The 16,465-nt window shown below is 70.2% G+C and carries 13 protein-coding genes; 5 read left to right on the plus strand and 8 right to left on the minus strand.

The features are described from left to right. Positions 1 to 34: 34 nt before the first annotated feature. The 4 genes from alr to glmS all read right to left on the minus strand — a co-directional run bounded on the left by alr (position 35) and on the right by glmS (position 5,198). Positions 35 to 1,210 (minus strand): alanine racemase, encoded by a 1,176-nt coding sequence (gene alr, locus ACIQAC_RS13300; protein WP_402190065.1) that lies wholly within the window; start codon positions 1,208 to 1,210, stop codon positions 35 to 37. A gap of 186 nt (positions 1,211 to 1,396) precedes the next feature. After that, positions 1,397 to 2,827: an NAD(P)H-hydrate dehydratase gene (locus tag ACIQAC_RS13305; protein ID WP_402190067.1), complete on the minus strand. Its 1,431-nt coding sequence runs from the start codon at positions 2,825 to 2,827 to the stop codon at positions 1,397 to 1,399. A 22-nt stretch (positions 2,828 to 2,849) separates the two neighbouring features. Next, on the minus strand, positions 2,850 to 3,221 hold the full coding sequence (locus tag ACIQAC_RS13310) for a holo-ACP synthase (protein ID WP_402190070.1): 372 nt from the start codon (positions 3,219 to 3,221) through the stop codon (positions 2,850 to 2,852). 129 nt (positions 3,222 to 3,350) lie between these two features. Next, a complete protein-coding gene (gene glmS, locus ACIQAC_RS13315) occupies positions 3,351 to 5,198 on the minus strand; it encodes a glutamine--fructose-6-phosphate transaminase (isomerizing) (protein WP_402190073.1) in 1,848 nt (615 codons plus the stop codon). A 166-nt stretch (positions 5,199 to 5,364) separates the two neighbouring features. On the opposite strand from glmS, the gene coaA reads away from it, so the two are divergent. Both coaA and ACIQAC_RS13325 read left to right on the plus strand, forming a co-directional pair. Beyond that, positions 5,365 to 6,333, plus strand: a complete 969-nt coding sequence (gene coaA / locus ACIQAC_RS13320) for a type I pantothenate kinase (protein ID WP_402190707.1) — start codon at positions 5,365 to 5,367, stop codon at positions 6,331 to 6,333. Between the two features lie 26 nt (positions 6,334 to 6,359). Continuing rightward, positions 6,360 to 7,298, plus strand: a complete 939-nt coding sequence (locus tag ACIQAC_RS13325) for a DUF389 domain-containing protein (RefSeq protein ID WP_402190710.1) — start codon at positions 6,360 to 6,362, stop codon at positions 7,296 to 7,298. A gap of 146 nt (positions 7,299 to 7,444) precedes the next feature. On the opposite strand, the gene glmM is transcribed toward ACIQAC_RS13325, so the two are convergent. From glmM to rplM, 3 genes are all read right to left on the minus strand, one after another. Continuing rightward, positions 7,445 to 8,803: a phosphoglucosamine mutase gene (gene glmM / locus ACIQAC_RS13330; protein WP_402190076.1), complete on the minus strand. Its 1,359-nt coding sequence runs from the start codon at positions 8,801 to 8,803 to the stop codon at positions 7,445 to 7,447. A gap of 216 nt (positions 8,804 to 9,019) precedes the next feature. Beyond that, a complete protein-coding gene (gene rpsI, locus ACIQAC_RS13335) occupies positions 9,020 to 9,550 on the minus strand; it encodes a 30S ribosomal protein S9 (RefSeq protein ID WP_402190078.1) in 531 nt (176 codons plus the stop codon). A 42-nt stretch (positions 9,551 to 9,592) separates the two neighbouring features. Further along, positions 9,593 to 10,036 (minus strand): 50S ribosomal protein L13, encoded by a 444-nt coding sequence (rplM, locus tag ACIQAC_RS13340; protein ID WP_351933140.1) that lies wholly within the window; start codon positions 10,034 to 10,036, stop codon positions 9,593 to 9,595. Between the two features lie 452 nt (positions 10,037 to 10,488). Between rplM and ACIQAC_RS13345 the strand changes: the two genes are divergently transcribed. Further along, positions 10,489 to 11,370: a hypothetical protein gene (locus ACIQAC_RS13345; protein WP_402190081.1), complete on the plus strand. Its 882-nt coding sequence runs from the start codon at positions 10,489 to 10,491 to the stop codon at positions 11,368 to 11,370. 64 nt (positions 11,371 to 11,434) lie between these two features. Here ACIQAC_RS13345 and ACIQAC_RS13350 read toward each other — a convergent pair whose 3' ends face one another. Beyond that, positions 11,435 to 12,859, minus strand: a complete 1,425-nt coding sequence (locus ACIQAC_RS13350; RefSeq protein WP_402190083.1) for a cellulose binding domain-containing protein — start codon at positions 12,857 to 12,859, stop codon at positions 11,435 to 11,437. Between the two features lie 292 nt (positions 12,860 to 13,151). Between ACIQAC_RS13350 and ACIQAC_RS13355 the strand changes: the two genes are divergently transcribed. Continuing rightward, positions 13,152 to 14,423: a nucleotide sugar dehydrogenase gene (locus ACIQAC_RS13355; protein ID WP_402190085.1), complete on the plus strand. Its 1,272-nt coding sequence runs from the start codon at positions 13,152 to 13,154 to the stop codon at positions 14,421 to 14,423. Beyond that, positions 14,420 to 16,384, plus strand: coding sequence for a glycosyltransferase (locus ACIQAC_RS13360; RefSeq protein WP_402190087.1), 1,965 nt, complete (start codon positions 14,420 to 14,422; stop codon positions 16,382 to 16,384). Before ACIQAC_RS13355 ends, ACIQAC_RS13360 begins: the two co-directional genes overlap by 4 nt. The last annotated feature ends 81 nt before the right edge of the window (positions 16,385 to 16,465 follow it).

The raw sequence follows: 16,465 nt of genomic DNA on the forward strand, positions 1-16,465 counted from the left end.
TTTATGCCTGCTGAGCGCCCGATTACTCATCGAGTCAGTCAGCGACTTGCTCATTGAGATAGACGCGGGGAACGCGGGTTCCGATGCGTGTGACGATCTCGTACGCGATGGTGCCGGCGGCCTGCGCCCAGTCCTCGGCGGTGGGCTCGCCACGGTCACCGGGCCCGAACAGCAGGGCTTCGGTGCCGGTTTCCGGCTCGTCACCGCCCAGGTCGACCACGAACTGGTCCATCGCGATCCGCCCGGCCACGGTCCGCCACTTGCCGCCGACCAGCACCGGGCCGGTGCCGGAGGCGTGCCGCGGGATGCCGTCCGCGTAGCCGACGGGGATCAGGCCGAGGGTCGTGGTGCCAGCGGTGGTGTAGTGGTGCCCGTAACTGACGCCGTGTCCACCCGGGACCTGCTTCACCAGCGCGACCGAGGCGGACAGTGTCATCACGGGGCGCAGGCCGAAGTCGGCGGGGGCGCCGATCTCCGGGCTGGGCGAGATGCCGTAGACGGCGATTCCGCTGCGCACGAGGTCGAAGTGGCTGTCGGGGACGGTGAGGGTGGCCGGGGAGTTGGCGATGTGCCGCACCTCGGGGCGCACGCCCCGGGCCTCGGCGTACGCCGTCATCTCGCGGAAGCGGGTGAGCTGGGCGGCGATGGAGGGGTGGCCGGGTTCGTCGGCGCAGGCGAAGTGGGACCAGAGGCCGGTGACGCGCACCAGCCCCGCCGACTGCGCCTCCAGGGCGGCGGTGACGAGGCGGTCCCAGTCCTCGCCGGGCTGACAGCCGTTGCGGCCGAGGCCGGTGTCGGCCTTCAGCTGGATGCGGGCGGGGGCGGACGGGCCGGCGAGGCGGGCGGCCGCGGTCACCTCGTCGAGAGCCCACATGCCGCTGACCGATACGTCGAGGCCGGCCTCGATCGCCTCCCGCCACGGCCCTCCGGGGGTCCAGAGCCAGCACATGATGCGGCCGTCGAGGCCGGCTGCGCGCAGCGCCAGTGCCTCTTCGGGGGTGGCGGTTCCCAGCCAGGTGGCGCCTGCCTCCACGGCGGCGCGGGCGCAGGGTACGGCGCCGTGGCCGTAGGCGTCGGACTTCACCACGGCCATGAGCTCCGCGTGGGGGGCGGCTGCTCGGAGGGCGCGGACGTTGTCGCGCAGGGCGGCGAGATCCACGGCGGCCCGCGCCCGGAGGGGGGCGGTCGAAAGGGGAACGGTTTCAGTCATGACCCATCAAGTGTCTCAGAGCGACGGAGGGCAGCGGGCTACGGAAGATGACACATGCGCGGCCCGGTGGGGGCTGATCGCGCAGTTCCCCGCGCCCCTGAAAACTAAAACCCCGCCCCGCGCAGCCGCGGGCAGTCGTGCCGCTGGGGCGCCGGGAAACGCCGTCGACCTCACGCCCGTACGGCGTCAGGAACGTACGTCACGCCAGGCGGCGGGAATCGCGTCGGCCACATCATGCGCCCCCACCGGCGCCCCATCCGCCGCGAACCTCCCCGCCAGCCCGTGCAGATACGCCCCCACGCTCCCCGCGTCCACCGCCGACAGCCCCGCCGCGAGCAGCGACCCCGCGAGCCCGGACAGCACGTCCCCACTCCCGGCCGTGGCCAGCCAGGACGTCCCGGTGGCGTTCACCCGTACCGCCCCACCCCCCGCAACCACCGTCGTCGACCCCTTCAGCAGCACCGCCGCCCCGTACCGCCCCGCCAACTCCCGTACGGACTCCAGCCGAGCCCCCTCGACCTCCTCCCGCGAGACCCCGAGCAACGCGGCGGCCTCCCCGGCATGCGGAGTCATCAGCGTCGGCGCCCGACGTCCCCGCACGGCGCCGGCATCGGCGAGCCGCAGTCCGTCCGCGTCGATCAGGACAGGTACGTCGGCCTCGACGACCTCGCCCACGACCGCCGCGTCCTCCCCGGCCCCCGGTCCGACCACCCACGCCTGCACCCGCCCGGCCTGCCGGGGCCCCTTGTCGGACACCAGCGTCTCGGGGAACCGCGCGAGCACGGCGTCGCCCGCCGGCCCCACATACCGCACGGCCCCGGCCCCACCCCTCAGCGCCCCCGCGACAGCCAGCACGGCCGCCCCCGGATACCGCGCCGACCCGGCCGCGATCCCCACAACCCCCCGCCGGTACTTGTCACTCTCGGCCCCGGGCACCGGCAGCAGCGCGGCGACGTCCGCGTGCTGAAGCGCCTCCAGGTCGGCCTCGTCCGGCAGTTCGGCCCCGAGCCCGATGTCGATGAGCCGCACGGACCCGGCGTACTCCCGCGCGGGATCCACCAGCAGCCCCGGCTTGTGCGTCCCGAACGTGACGGTCAGATCGGCCCGTACGGCCGCCCCGCGCACCTGCCCGGTGTCCGCGTCGACGCCACTGGGCAGATCCACGGCGACGACGGTCCCGTAGGACCGCGCGGCGGCCTCGGCCAGCGGCACCGCCTCGGCCCGCAGCCCGCCCTTCCCACCGATCCCGACGATCCCGTCGACCACCAGATCGGCCCGCTCGACGAGCGCCTCGGCGGACTCCGCCCCAAGAACGGAACCGCCGGCTCTCCGCAACGCGGCAAGCCCCCCGGCATGGACCCGCTCCGGCGACAGCAGCACGGCGCTCACCCCCGCCCCGCGCCGCGCGAGCCGCGCCCCGGCGTAGAGGGCGTCGCCCCCGTTGTCCCCGCTCCCGACGAGCAGCACGACCCGGCTGCCGTAGACCCGCCCGAGCAACTCGGCACAGGCGGTGGCGAGCCCGGCGGCGGCGCGCTGCATGAGCGCCCCCTCGGGCACCCGGTCCATGAGCCGGCGCTCGGCGTCCCTGACGGTCTGAACGCTGTAGGCAGTACGCATGGGACCGAGTCTCTCCCGGGACCTACCCCTCGGCCACCACGACGGCCGAAGCCACCCCGGCGTCATGGCTGAGGGACACGTGCCAGGACTTGACCCCCAGTGCGGCGGCCCGCGCGGCGACCGTCCCCGTCACCCGCAGCCGCGGCTGCCCGGTGTCCTCGACGTACACCTCGGCGTCGGTCCAGTGCAGCCCGGCCGGCGCCCCGAGCGCCTTGGCCAGCGCCTCCTTGGCCGCGAACCGGGCGGCCAGCGAGGCGACCCCCCGCCGCTCCCCGCTGGGCAGCAGCAACTCGCTCTCCAGGAACAGCCGCTCGGCCAGCCCGGGCGTCCGCGTCAGCGAAGCCTCGAACCGCCCGATCTCGGCGACATCGATACCAACCCCGATAATGCTCACGCCGGAACTCTACGATCCGGCAGCACTCCCGGCCCCAGATCCCTCTGGCCCCTCGCCGAAGCGTCCCCCAGGGTGATGTCCAGGAACTCGAAGCAGCACGCGGCGGTCTCCTGCCGCCCGCGCCGGGCGCTACTCCACCGTCACCGACTTCGCCAGGTTGCGCGGCTGGTCCACCTCGTTGCCGCGGGCCGTCGCCAGCTCGCACGCGAAGACCTGGAGCGGCACCGTGGCCACCAGGGGCTGCAACAGCACGGGGGTGGCCGGGATCCGGATCAGATGGTCGGCGTACGGCACCACCGCCTCGTCGCCCTCCTCGGCGATCACGATGGTCCGCGCACCGCGCGCCCGGATCTCCTGGATGTTGGACACGATCTTGTCGTGCAGGACGGACCGCCCGCGCGGCGAGGGCACCACCACGACCACCGGCAGGTCGTCCTCGATCAGGGCGATCGGCCCGTGCTTCAGCTCACCGGCGGCGAAGCCCTCGGCGTGCATGTAGGCGAGTTCCTTGAGCTTGAGGGCGCCTTCGAGGGCGACGGGGTGGCCGACGTGCCGGCCGAGGAAGAGCACGGTGTTCTTCGCGGCGAGGGTGCGCGCGAGTTCCCGTACCGGCTCCATCGTCTCCAGCACCCGCTCGACCGCGCCGGAGATCTCCGACAGGTCCCGGATCACGTCACGGATCTCGTCGCCCCACTTGGTGCCGCGCACCTGCCCGAGATAGAGGGCGACGAGGTAGCAGGCGACGAGCTGGGTGAGGAACGCCTTGGTCGAGGCGACGGCGACCTCGGGCCCGGCGTGGGTGTAGAGCACGGCGTCGGACTCGCGCGGAATCGTCGAGCCGTTGGTGTTGCAGATGGCGAGCACCTTGGAGCCCTGCTCGCGCGCGTGCCGCAGGGCCATCAGCGTGTCCATGGTCTCGCCGGACTGCGAGATCGCGATCACCAGCGACCGGGAGTCGAGGATCGGATCCCGGTAGCGGAACTCGCTCGCCAGCTCGACCTCGCAGGGGATCCGCGTCCAGTGCTCGATGGCGTACTTGGCGATGAGCCCGGCGTGGAAGGCCGTACCGCACGCGACGATGACGACCTTGTCGATCTCCCGGAGTTCGCCCGCCGGGATCCGCACCTCGTCCAGCGTCAGCGAACCCTCGGCGTCGATCCGCCCGAGAAGCGTGTCGGCGACGGCCTTCGGCTGCTCGGCGATCTCCTTGAGCATGAAGTAGTCGTAGCCGCCCTTCTCGGCGGCGGAGGCGTCCCAGTCGACGTGGTACGACCGCACCTCGGCGGGCCGCCCGTCGAAACCGGTCACCGTCACGCCGTCCCGCCGCAGCTCGACGACCTGGTCCTGTCCCAGCTCGACCGCGGACCGGGTGTGCGCGATGAAGGCGGCGACGTCGGAGGCGAGGAAGGCCTCCCCTTCGCCCACACCGACCACGAGGGGGGAGTTCCGGCGGGCCCCCACCACCACGTCCGGCTCGTCCGCGTGTACCGCGACCAGCGTGAACGCCCCCTCCAGCCGCCGGCACACCAGCCGCATCGCCTCGGCGAGATCGGCGCAGGACGAGAACTCCTCGGCGAGCAGATGCGCGACGACCTCGGTGTCGGTCTCGGACGCCAGCTCGTGCCCGCGTCCGGCCAGCTCGGCCCGCAGCCGGGCGAAGTTCTCGATGATCCCGTTGTGCACGACGGCGACACGTCCGGCGTTGTCGAGATGCGGATGCGCGTTGGCGTCGGTGGGGCCGCCGTGGGTGGCCCAGCGGGTGTGCCCGATCGCCGTCACCCCGGCCGGCAGGGGCCGCTCGGCGAGCTCCTTCTCCAGGTTGACCAGCTTCCCGGCCCGCTTGGCCGCCGCCAGCCCGCCGTCCGCGAGCACGGCGACACCGGCCGAGTCGTAACCCCGGTACTCCAGCCGCTTCAGCCCGGCCATCACCACATCAAGTGCCGACTGCGACCCCACGTATCCCACGATTCCGCACATGGCCCGCAGCCTACGATCCAAGCACCCGGCCAAAGACGCACATCCTGCCCGATTTCGGAAATTCCCACGACGGCACGAACGCCCCGCGGGATCCCCGTGACGGATCCCACGCCGCGCGTTGTTCGTACAGCCGTAACAATGGACTGTGATCTCTCCGGTCTCCTCGATGCCCCGGAGCGCCCACCGGCCCAGGCCGGAGGCGACTCCCTACGTCGACCTCACCCGCTCGGAGTGGAGTGCGCTGCGTGAGAAGACGCCGCTCCCCCTCACCGCCGAGGAGGTCGAGAAGCTGCGCGGTCTGGGCGATGTCATCGACCTCGACGAGGTGCGGGACATCTACCTCCCGCTCTCCCGACTGCTCAATCTCTACGTCGGCGCCACCGACGGCCTGCGCGGCGCCCTCAACACCTTCCTCGGCGAACAGGGCTCCCAGTCCGGCACCCCGTTCGTCATAGGCGTCGCCGGCTCCGTCGCCGTCGGCAAGTCGACCGTCGCCCGGCTCCTCCAGGCGCTGCTCTCCCGCTGGCCCGAGCATCCGCGCGTGGAGCTGGTCACGACGGACGGGTTCCTGCTGCCCACCAAGGAGCTCCAGGACCGCGGTCTGATGTCCAGGAAGGGCTTCCCCGAGTCGTACGACCGACGCGCCCTCACCCGGTTCGTCGCCGACATCAAGGCCGGCAAGGGCGAGGTCAGCGCCCCCGTCTACTCCCACCTCATCTACGACATCGTCCCCGGCGAGCAGCTCGTCGTGCGCCGCCCGGACATCCTGATCGTCGAGGGCCTCAACGTCCTCCAGCCCGCCCTGCCCGGCAAGGACGGCCGCACCCGCGTCGGTCTCGCCGACTACTTCGACTTCAGTGTGTACGTCGACGCGCGCCCCGAGGACATCGAGCGCTGGTACCTCAACCGCTTCAAGAAGCTGCGCGCGACCGCGTTCCAGAACCCGTCGTCGTACTTCCGCAGGTACACCCAGGTCTCCGAGGAGGAGGCCCTCGACTACGCCCGCACCACCTGGCGCACTATCAACAAGGTCAACCTGATGGAGAACGTGGCCCCCACCCGCGGCCGCGCCACCCTCATCATCCGCAAGGGCCCGGACCACAAGGTGCAGCGGCTGAGCCTGCGGAAGCTCTGAGCGCGGCCTGTTAGAAAGGCGTCATGCTGCTGCACCTGCGCCTGATCACCCCGGCCGACAAGACCGACGACGCGGTCCGTCTGATCGAGAACACCGTCGGCACCACGCACCTGGTGGTGATGCAGGGTGCCGCCCGCAACCCGGTGGGGGACGTCGTCATGTGTGACGTCGCCCGCGAGGCCGGGGACGAACTCCTGGGCGGGCTGAAGGAGTTGGGCATCGAGGACAGCGGCTCGATCGCCGTCGAGAGCATCGATCTGTCCCTGTCGAAACGGGCCGACAAGGCCGAGGCGGACGCCCCCGGCGAAGCCGCGGACGCCGTCCTGTGGGAGCACCTCACCGACGCCACCCACGAGGAGTCCACCCTCTCGGTCACCTATCTCGCGTTCATCACGCTCGCCACGATGATCGCGGCCTGCGGTGTGGTCCTGGACAACGCGATCCTGATCGTGGGCGCGATGGCGGTCGGCCCGGAGTTCGGGCCCCTCGCCGGGATCGCCACCTCGATGGTGCAGCGGCGGCCACGGCTGGCCGCCCGCTCACTGATCGCCCTGCTGGCCGGCTTCGCGGTGGCGATGGCGGTGACGGTGGGCTTCAGCCTCTTCATGGACGCCGTCGGCCTGTTCACCGAGGCCCAACTGGAGGGCGAGCGACCGCAGACGGGCTTCGTCTACGCCCCCGACTGGTTCTCGTTCGTCGTGGCGGTCCTGGCCGGCATCGCGGGCACCCTCTCCCTCACCTCGGCCAAGTCCGGCGCCCTGGTCGGCGTCGCCATCTCGGTCACCACGGTCCCGGCCGCCGCCAACGCGGCCGTGGCCCTCAGCTACGGCGACACACAACAGACCTGGGGCTCCACGGAACAACTCCTACTGAACCTCGTAGGAATCGTAGTAGCCGGCACCCTGACCCTCCTCCTGCAAAAGTGGGCCTGGAAAACCCAACGCCAGAAATCCAACGCCGGTTAGACCGATGCCGAGCAGGGGCGCGGGGCAACGCTTCAACTCCGGAAGCACCCACACCGGGAAGGGGCGCGGGGAACTGCGCGACAAGCCACGAACCACCGGCAGCCCGCCGACAACAGAACCCGGCACCCCGAACCCGGCACCGCAAACTACCCGAGCGCGGACTTCACGGCGTCAGCCAACCGCCCCGCCACAGACCGAGCCTGATCAATGTCCGCCGCCTCCACCATCACCCGGACCAACGGCTCGGTCCCGGAAGGCCGCAGCAACACCCGCCCCGTCTCCCCCAACTCCCGCTCCGCCTCGGCAACCGCAGCGGCGAGATCCGCGGACGACGACACCCGCGACCGGTCCACGTCCGGCACATTGATCAGCACCTGCGGCAAGCGCTCCATCACGGCCGCCAGCTCCCGCAGCGCGACCCCGCTCGCCATCACACGCGCGGCCAGCATCAGCCCGGTCAGCGTGCCGTCACCGGTCGTCGCGTGGTCGAGGATGATCACGTGCCCGGACTGCTCGCCGCCGAGCGCGAACCCGTTCTCCTTCATCTCCTCCAGCACGTACCGGTCACCGACCGCGGTCTGCACCACGTGGATGCCCTCGCGCTCCATGGCCAGCTTGAAGCCCAGATTCGACATCACGGTGGCGACCACGGTGTCGGACCGCAGCGCCCCCCGCTCCCGCATGGCCACGGCGAGCACGGCGAGGATCTGGTCGCCGTCCACCTCCGTACCCTCGTGGTCCACGGCCAGGCACCGGTCCGCGTCACCGTCGTGCGCGATACCGAGGTCGGCCCCGTGCTCGACGACGGCGGCCTTCAGCAGGTCCATGTGGGTCGAGCCGCAGCCGTCGTTGATGTTCAGCCCGTCCGGCTCGGCGCCGATGGTGATCACCTCGGCACCGGCCCGCGAGAACGCCTCGGGCGAGACCCGCGCCGCGGCGCCGTGCGCCTCGTCGAGGACGATCCTCAGCCCGTCGAGGCGGTTCGGCAGTACGCCGATGAGATGGGCGACGTACTGGTCGAACCCCTCGACGTACTCCCGTACGCGGCCCACGCCGCCGCCGGTCGGGCGGTCCCAGGGCGCGCCGGTGCGGTGCTCCTCGTAGACGGACTCGATACGGTCCTCAAGGTCGTCGGGGAGTTTGTGCCCACCGCGGGCGAAGAACTTGATGCCGTTGTCCGGCATGGCGTTGTGGCTGGCGGAGAGCATAACTCCGAGGTCGGCCCCCAGCGCGCCCGTGAGATACGCCACGGCCGGGGTCGGCAGCACACCGACGCGCAGTACGTCGACGCCGGCGCTGGCGAGGCCGGCGACCACGGCGGCCTCCAGGAACTCCCCGGACGCGCGCGGATCCCGTCCGACCACCGCCGTCGGCCGGTGGCCCGCGAAGGTGCCCGCTTCGGCCAGTACGTGGGCCGCCGCGACGGACAGTCCGAGCACCATCTCGGCCGTCAGATCCGCGTTGGCGACGCCGCGCACGCCGTCCGTGCCGAAGAGTCGTCCCACTTGTCCTCCTGAGGAAGCATCACTACTCGGGAGCCCTGCCGGTCCGGTCCCGCGCGCCTGGCTCCTGCGACCCAGGCAAGGATGCCTGGCCATCCGATCACACAAGACTCTGAGCGTCTTGTGCCGTTATACGCCTGTGTCTGTGATAAACGAACGCCCCGGCGGCACACTGGCGTGCCGCCGGGGCGTTCGGAGTACGAGCAGACGCCGTGGAGATCAGCGCTTGCTGTACTGCGGGGCCTTGCGGGCCTTCTTGAGACCGGCCTTCTTGCGCTCGACCGCACGGTCGTCGCGGCGGAGGAAGCCGGCCTTCTTGAGGGCGCCGCGGTTGTTGTCCACGTCGGCCTCGTTCAGGGCGCGGGCCACGCCGAGGCGCAGGGCACCGGCCTGGCCGGAGACACCGCCACCCGCGATGCGGGCGATGACGTCGTAGCGGCCCTCGAGCTCGAGCACCTTGAAGGGCTCGTTGACTTCCTGCTGGTGCACCTTGTTGGGGAAGTAGTCCTCAAGGGTGCGACCGTTGATCTTCCACTTGCCGGTGCCCGGGACGATCCGGACGCGGGCGATGGCGTTCTTGCGACGGCCCAGGCCCGCGGCGGGCTGGGGCTCACCGAAGCGCGAGGCGAGGGACTCGGTGGTGTACTCACCCTCCACCGGGACCTCGGACTCGGTGGTGTAGCTCTCGGTGTCGATCTCGGTGTCGTTGTCGATCTCTTCGATCGGCTGCTCGGCAGTGGTCTCGGCCACGATGCTCCTCAGATTCTTTTCGGTCTTAGGGGGTGGCCGGACTTACTGCGCGACCTGGGTGATCTCGAACGGAACCGGCTGCTGAGCAGCGTGCGGGTGGTTCTCGCCGCGGTAGACCTTCAGCTTCGAGAGCATCTGACGGCCCAGGGTGTTCTTGGGGAGCATGCCCTTGACGGCCTTCTCGATGGCCTTCTCGGGGTTCTTGTCCAGCAGCTCGTCGTAGCGGACGGAGCGCAGACCACCCGGGTAGCCGGAGTGGCGGTACGCCATCTTCTGGGTCCGCTTGTTGCCGGAGAGGTGCACCTTGTCGGCGTTGATGATGACGACGAAGTCACCGGTGTCGACGTGGGGCGCGTAGATCGGCTTGTGCTTGCCCCGCAGAAGGGACGCGGCGGTGGTGGCGAGACGACCCAGGACGATGTCCTGAGCGTCGATGACGTGCCACTGGCGCGTCACATCGCCGGGCTTGGGGCTGTACGTACGCACGGTTCGTAGCCTTCGCTTCGAGTGAATGGTCCTGAACAGGTCACCGAAACGATCGACAGCCCTGACCGCACTGCGGTGACGCATACCGCGTGCTGGTCGCTGGTCATCGGCCCGGCGGACCGGTGTAAGGGCCCGTCCCGTGAGAGTGAGCAAGCCTATACACAACGAAAGAGCAGAATACCCGCGCTGCCGCGGCCGGGTCAAAACGGGGTCGGCGGCCCTCGCGACGGACACCTTGGGTGAGCACCTGAGCGCACAGCGCGAACCCCGGCGGCCCCGGACAGTGCTCCTCGTCATATGCCCCGGCTCCTTCACGGTACGCCCCCGGAACCTCACGTACCGCCTGAGCTGCGCGCACACCCCCGGAGCCGGCACCGGCGCGCGAACCGCAGGGTCCGCAGGGCTTGTTGAGGCGGACCAGTACGCCGCTTCCCCCGTCTAAGATGCGGCCCATGAGCTTTGGGCAGGGGGGACCCCAGTCCCAGTGGGATCCCTGGAAACCACAGTCGCAGCAGCAGTCCTGGAACAGCGGCAACGACGGAACGCCCGACTGGGCGGCGCTCGCCGAGGCCTCCGAGGCGCGCAACAAGCGTCGTCGGCTGCTCTTCATCGGCGGCGGCGCACTCGCGACGGTCGCGATCGGCACCGCCGTCGCGGTCGCCGTGGTGTCCGCCAACGGCGACAGCCAGGCCTCCAACCAGCCGAACTCCCAGCTGCCCTCGACCGCCGACATCCCCAGCGGATCGGGGCCGGCGCCGTCGTTCGCGCCGACCAGCGCGCCGCCGCCGCTCGACCCGAAGGACTTCGTCGACAGCAAGGCCAAGGACAAGGCCCCGCTGAGCGCGGAGGGCCTGTTCCCGGGCACCCAGCTGACCATGGGCGAGACCGTGTACAAGAAGGGTCCGACGGCCGACACCAGCAAGTGCGCCTCGGCCGCCCAGGGCACCCTCCCCAAGGTCCTCGACGACAACGACTGCACCCGGCTGCTGCGCGTCTCCTACACCAAGGACGGCGTCTCGGTCACGGTCGGTGTGGCCGTCTTCGACAACGAGGCACAGGCGACCAGGGCCAAGCTCCAGGCGGACAAGAAGAGCGTCGTCAGCGCGCTCAAGGGCGGCGGCGTCAAGGACTTCTGCAACGCCGCGATCTGCCGCTCGACGACCAACTCCTACGGCCGCTACGCCTACTTCACGGTCGCCGGCTTCACCAACGGCAAGGACGTCACGACCAAGGACACGGCCGTCTTCTCCACCGGCGACGATCTCGCGGAGTTCACCTTCCGCCAGATCCGCAGGCGCGGCGAGGCCCAGGCGTCGGCCGCGGCGAGCGAATAGCCGCGGCCCGCGAGCAGCCGCGGCCGCGTCACCCGGCCGGTGTCCGCTCAGAGAACGGCCAGGCTCAGGAACCGGCCATCGTGTCGAAGTAGCCCACCCCGTCGCCCCGGAACTCCTCGGCGGCCCGCTCGGCGTCCTTCGCCGGGAGTGACTTCCCGGACCGGTAGTAGATCCAGTCGACCTTCATGTCCCAGGCCCGGTCGCCGGTGAACGGCAGATCCACGAACCAGGTGTTGAAGTTGACCGTCATGTCGGCGCGCGGCACGTAGTCCGCGCCGCTGCGGTACAGCACCTTGTCGTCGAGGCTGTAGGTGACCGAGTCCTTCTCGACCGTGATCACCATGGTGTGCCAGCCCGCCAGGCTCTTCTCCGTCTTGCTGGTCACCCGGTCGCCCTCGTCGGCGTTCCGCCAGGTCGTGGTGTCCAGCTTGGGTCCGGGCGCGCCCCAGCCGCCGTTCGGCATGTACTCGTTGTCCAGCTCGCTGTACTTGTCGCCGGAGCCGCCGATGGTGAAGAACGTCTGGTTGACGTGGTCGCCGTTCTCGCCGGTCGTCGGCTCGTCGGTGAAGTGGATCCGGGCCGCGTAGGTGCCGGTGCGGAACTCCGCCTTCTTCGTGCCGAGCGCCGCCTGTCCGGTGCCGGCCTCGGTGCCGTCGGTGGCGGCGCGCAGCTGGAGGACCTGCCCGTCCTCGCCCTTGTCGGCGGCCGGGAAGGAGACGCCCTCGGCGGTCCAGGTGTCCTCGATGCCGGGCCCGCCCTCGCTGGTCCGCACGAGCCAGCCGTGCTTGAACAGCGCGGTGTCCTTCGGGCCGCGGTAGTTGAAGTCGTCGAAGAAGCCGCCCGCGGGCAGCTCGGGAACGGCCCTGGCGGCCCCCGGGGTCGCGGAGGAGCTCTTGCCGCCGCCGGGCTCCTCGCCCCACACCCGGGCGCCGGCCCGGTAGGCGGGTATCCGGTCCGACTTCTGGTAGGTGCGCTTGGAGCCGTCGTAGGACCAGTCGCCGTCCTGGCTGACGCGTTTGTGGTCGGTCCGGAAGAGCTGGAGCTCCACTCCCCGGCTGTTCGCGCCGGGTTCCAGCACACCCGCCTTGTCCGTGAACCCGATCTCCAGATAGTGGTCGGCGTCGTCCTGGGGGTCGTCCATGGCGACGACCGTGCCGGTCAGGTTCGAGCACCCCATGGCCGCCTCCACACAGTTGAAGGCGTACGACGTGTCCGCGTCGGCCGTGAAGTAGTAGCGCAGCGAGACCTCGCTCAGCGGCACCGGCTTCTCGGAGGTGTTGAAGACCTCCAGCCAGGGCCGGGCGGCATCGGCGTCGGCGTCGGTGGCCGTCCGGTACCGGACGGTGAGCTCCGGCTCCTCCGGGTTGAAGTGGCGCCAGGCGGGCCCGGCGCCCAGGGCGGCGCCGGCCACCACGGCCACCGCGAGCAGGACCTTGAACACCCGGGCCCCGCCACCGCGACGGCGGGGCTGTCTGCGAGAGGACGCCACGGGAACTCCTTCAGGGGCACGGGGCAGGTGCCCGGCGGATGGATCGGCACAGATTAACCGTCGTCGCGGCCGACGCCACCGTGGATACGAGGCGGAATCCCGCGACACACGGGGCGACTCACAGTCACGGCCAAGGGTTGTACGAGTGAAGAAGTGAGAAACGCGACTGTGGGTGAGGCGTGGAGGAACTATGGGAGCGTTGTTACGATTCCCGCTCCTGTATTCGAATAGTGACTGTGCGCCTGGCCATCGGAGCTTTGGGGGGTTTGGCGTCGGGGTGGGAAGCATTGCCGTGAACCGAAACTGCACTGTCGACGTCGTGATCATCGGACTCGGCTACGTCGGGCTGCCCCTGGCCAGGGCCGCGAGCGCCTCCGGCCTGAAGGTCGTCGGCCTCGACCGCAGCCGGGCAGTGGTCGAGGGGCTGGCCTCGGGTTCGTCCCACGTCGACGACATCAGCGACGCCGACGTACGCGCCATGCTGGACCAGGGTTTCCGGGCGGTCGACTCGCCCGAGGTCATCGCCGAGGCGGCGGCGGTCGTCATCTGCGTACCGACTCCGCTGACCGACCACGGCGCGCCCAACCTCAAGGCGGTCCACGCCGCCGTCGACGACATCGCGGCGCACCTCAGGCCGGGCACGCTCGTCGTCCTGGAGTCCACGACGTACCCCGGCACCACGGACGAGGTCGTCCGCCCCCGCCTGGAGGCCTCGGGCCTGAAGGCCGGCACCGACTTCTTCCTCGCCTTCTCCCCCGAGCGCATCGACCCGGGCAACCCGCACTTCGGCCTGGAGAACACCCCCAAGGTCGTCGGCGGCACCACCCCCGACTGCACCAAGGCGGCCCGCGCCCTGTACGAGCGGTTCGTGGGCACCGTGGTGGAGGCCAAGGGCACCCGGGAGGCCGAGATGGCCAAGCTCCTGGAGAACACCTACCGGCATGTGAACATCGCCCTCGTCAACGAGATGGCCATGTTCTGCCGGGAGATCGACGTCGACCTGTGGGACGCGATCCGCTGCGCCTCCAGCAAGCCGTTCGGCTTCGCGCCGTTCTACCCGGGGCCCGGAGTCGGCGGTCACTGCATTCCGATCGACCCCAACTACCTGTCGTACAAGGTGCGTTCGCTGGGCATCCCGTTCCGGTTCGTGGAGCTGGCCCAGGAGATCAACCAGCGGATGCCCGCCCATGTCGTCTCGCGCGCGGCCGACCTGCTCAACCAGCAGGGCAGGCCGATCCGCGGCTCACGCGTCCTGCTCCTCGGCGTGACCTACAAGCCGGACATCTCCGACCAGCGCGAGAGCCCGGCCGTGGACGTGGCCGAGCTGCTGCTCGAACGCGGCGCCGAGCTCTCCTACTACGACCCGCGCGTCGCGGACTGGACCGTCGGGGACACCGCGGTCACCCGCGCCGAGGACTACCTCGCGGGCGCCGCCGAGGCGGACCTCACCATCCTTCTCCAGCAGCACAGCGAGATCGATCTGGACCGGCTGGCCGACCACTGCCGGCTGCTCTTCGACACCCGCGGCAAGTCGGCGGATCATCCTCAGGTGGTCAAGCTGTGACCGACACCCACATACCCGACGCCGTCGACGGCGACAGCCGCCGGCGTCACCGCCGCAGACGGCATCTGAAGGTCTCGTACGTCTTCTTCCTCGTCATCGCGGGCGTGATCGTCACCAAGCTGGACCCGGACTCGCTCCACTACTACTCGTTCGGCGCGCTGGGCCTGCTGGCCCTGAAGATGTTCGGGGCGCTCTTCTACCGCCCGGCCAAGGGCGACCGCGAAGAGCTGCTGCTCCTCGACGAGTCCTGGGTCACCGCGGTCATCCCGATCTACAACGAGGACCCGGTGATGTTCGAGCAGGGCATGCGCAGCCTCCTCGCGCAGAGCCGGCTCCCCAACGAGATCCACATCATCGACGATTGCAGCGCCAACGACTCCGGCATCAAGGCGGCGAAGAAGCTGCGCCGCGAGTTCGAGGCCAAGGGCGTCAAGTACACGGTGAGCGTGCAGCCAGTGAACAAGGGCAAGCGCGAGGCGCTCGCCCTCGGCTTCCAGGCGGCGCCCTACTCCGACCTGTTCCTGTGTGTGGACTCCGACACCATCCTGTCCCGGGACACGGTCCGTGAGCTGCTGCTCCCCATGGCCAACCCGAAGATCATGGCGTCGACGGGCATGGTGCTCGCCCTCAACCACGACAGCAACATCTTCACCCGCCTCCAGGACCTGCGGTACGGCAACTCGTTCCTCTTCGAACGGGCCGCGTACTCCCGCCTGAAGTCGGTGCTGTGCTGCTGCGGCGCACTGTCCGTGTACCGCGGCTCGCTGGTGCGCAAGTACCTGCCGGACTTCCTCAACCAGAAGTTCCTCGGCAAGCCCGCCGTCTTCGGCGACGACCGCCGGATGACCAACTACTGCCTGATGGAGGGCCAGGTCGTCTTCCAGGAGACGGCCGTCGGCTACACCGCCGTCCCCGAGAAGCTGCCGCACTTCCTGCGCCAGCAGGTCCGCTGGAACAAGTCCTTCTTCCGTGAGTCCCTCTGGGCCTTCACCCACCAGAAGAAGTACCGGCCGGCCTTCTGGCTCACCTGCATGGAACTCGCGCTGTGGCTGATCTTCGGCTCGGCGATGTTCTACTCCATGGTCATCCTGCCGATCATGCGCCCGGAGCAGTTCGTCAACCACATCGGCGACTACCTGGTCTTCATGGTCCTCATGGGGTACCTGCGCAACGTCCGCTACCTCGACTTCCCGCGCCGCGGCATGGGCTTCATCAAGCGCTTCGGCATGTTCCTGCTGGCCCCGCTCTACGGCGTGATCCAGCTGCTCCTGCTGACGCCGCTGCGCTTCTACGCCCTGCTCACCCTGCACAAGGGCAGCTGGGGCACCCGGCAGGGCGGTGTCGAGGTCTCGGTCGCCGGCGACCACGAACAGGATGTCTCGGCGGTCTACGAGGAGGAGGACGAGTACTCGTCCCAGCAGGTCTCCTCGACGATCGAGATGATGCGCCTGGAGGGCATCGCCCTGGCCCGCACGGCACCACACGTCTCCTCGGGTGCCGCCAGGGACCGGACCCCGGCCTACGCCACCCACAGCCAGGGCGAGCTGCACGACATGGGCCGCGACACCCCCCAGCAGCCGGTGGCCTGGAACGGCGTGACCCGGCCGGGCCCGGCCCAGCAGCAGATGCCGCACCCCGGCCAACAGATGCCGCACCCGTACCCCCAGCAGGGATACGGACAGCAGCAGCAGTCGTACGGCCCGGCGGCGCACACCTACGACCCCGCGACCCAGGCATACGGCCAGCCGGCACAGGGGTACGGACACGTACAGCAGCCCCAGGACCCCTACCAGCAGCATCCCGCCCAGGCATACGAGCAGTGGCAGGGCCAGGCGCAGGGTGACGTCCAGGAGCAGCAGCCGTACATCCCCCACATCCCGCAGCAGCCGCAGTGGACGCAGGAGGACGAGAGCTACGCCCAGGTCCAGCAGACCGACGACTGGTTCAACCGAGACCGCTAGCCCCAGCCCACCCCAGGGGCGCGGGGAACTGCGCGACAAGCCCCCACGCACCCGCACCCGCCCCCGCCCCCACTCAGCCGC

It is taken from the genome of Streptomyces sp. NPDC088387 (assembly GCF_044753385.1).
GTDB lineage: Bacteria > Actinomycetota > Actinomycetes > Streptomycetales > Streptomycetaceae > Streptomyces.

Bases quoted from the DNA above. Each gene is read 5' to 3' on its own strand.
- alr (WP_402190065.1), bottom strand. From the start codon at position 1,210: ATGACTGAAACCGTTCCCCTTTCGACCGCCCCCCTCCGGGCGCGGGCC.
- ACIQAC_RS13305 (WP_402190067.1), bottom strand. From the start codon at position 2,827: ATGCGTACTGCCTACAGCGTTCAGACCGTCAGGGACGCCGAGCGCCGG.
- glmS (WP_402190073.1), bottom strand. From the start codon at position 5,198: ATGTGCGGAATCGTGGGATACGTGGGGTCGCAGTCGGCACTTGATGTG.
- coaA (WP_402190707.1), top strand. From the start codon at position 5,365: ATGCCCCGGAGCGCCCACCGGCCCAGGCCGGAGGCGACTCCCTACGTC.
- ACIQAC_RS13345 (WP_402190081.1), top strand. From the start codon at position 10,489: ATGAGCTTTGGGCAGGGGGGACCCCAGTCCCAGTGGGATCCCTGGAAA.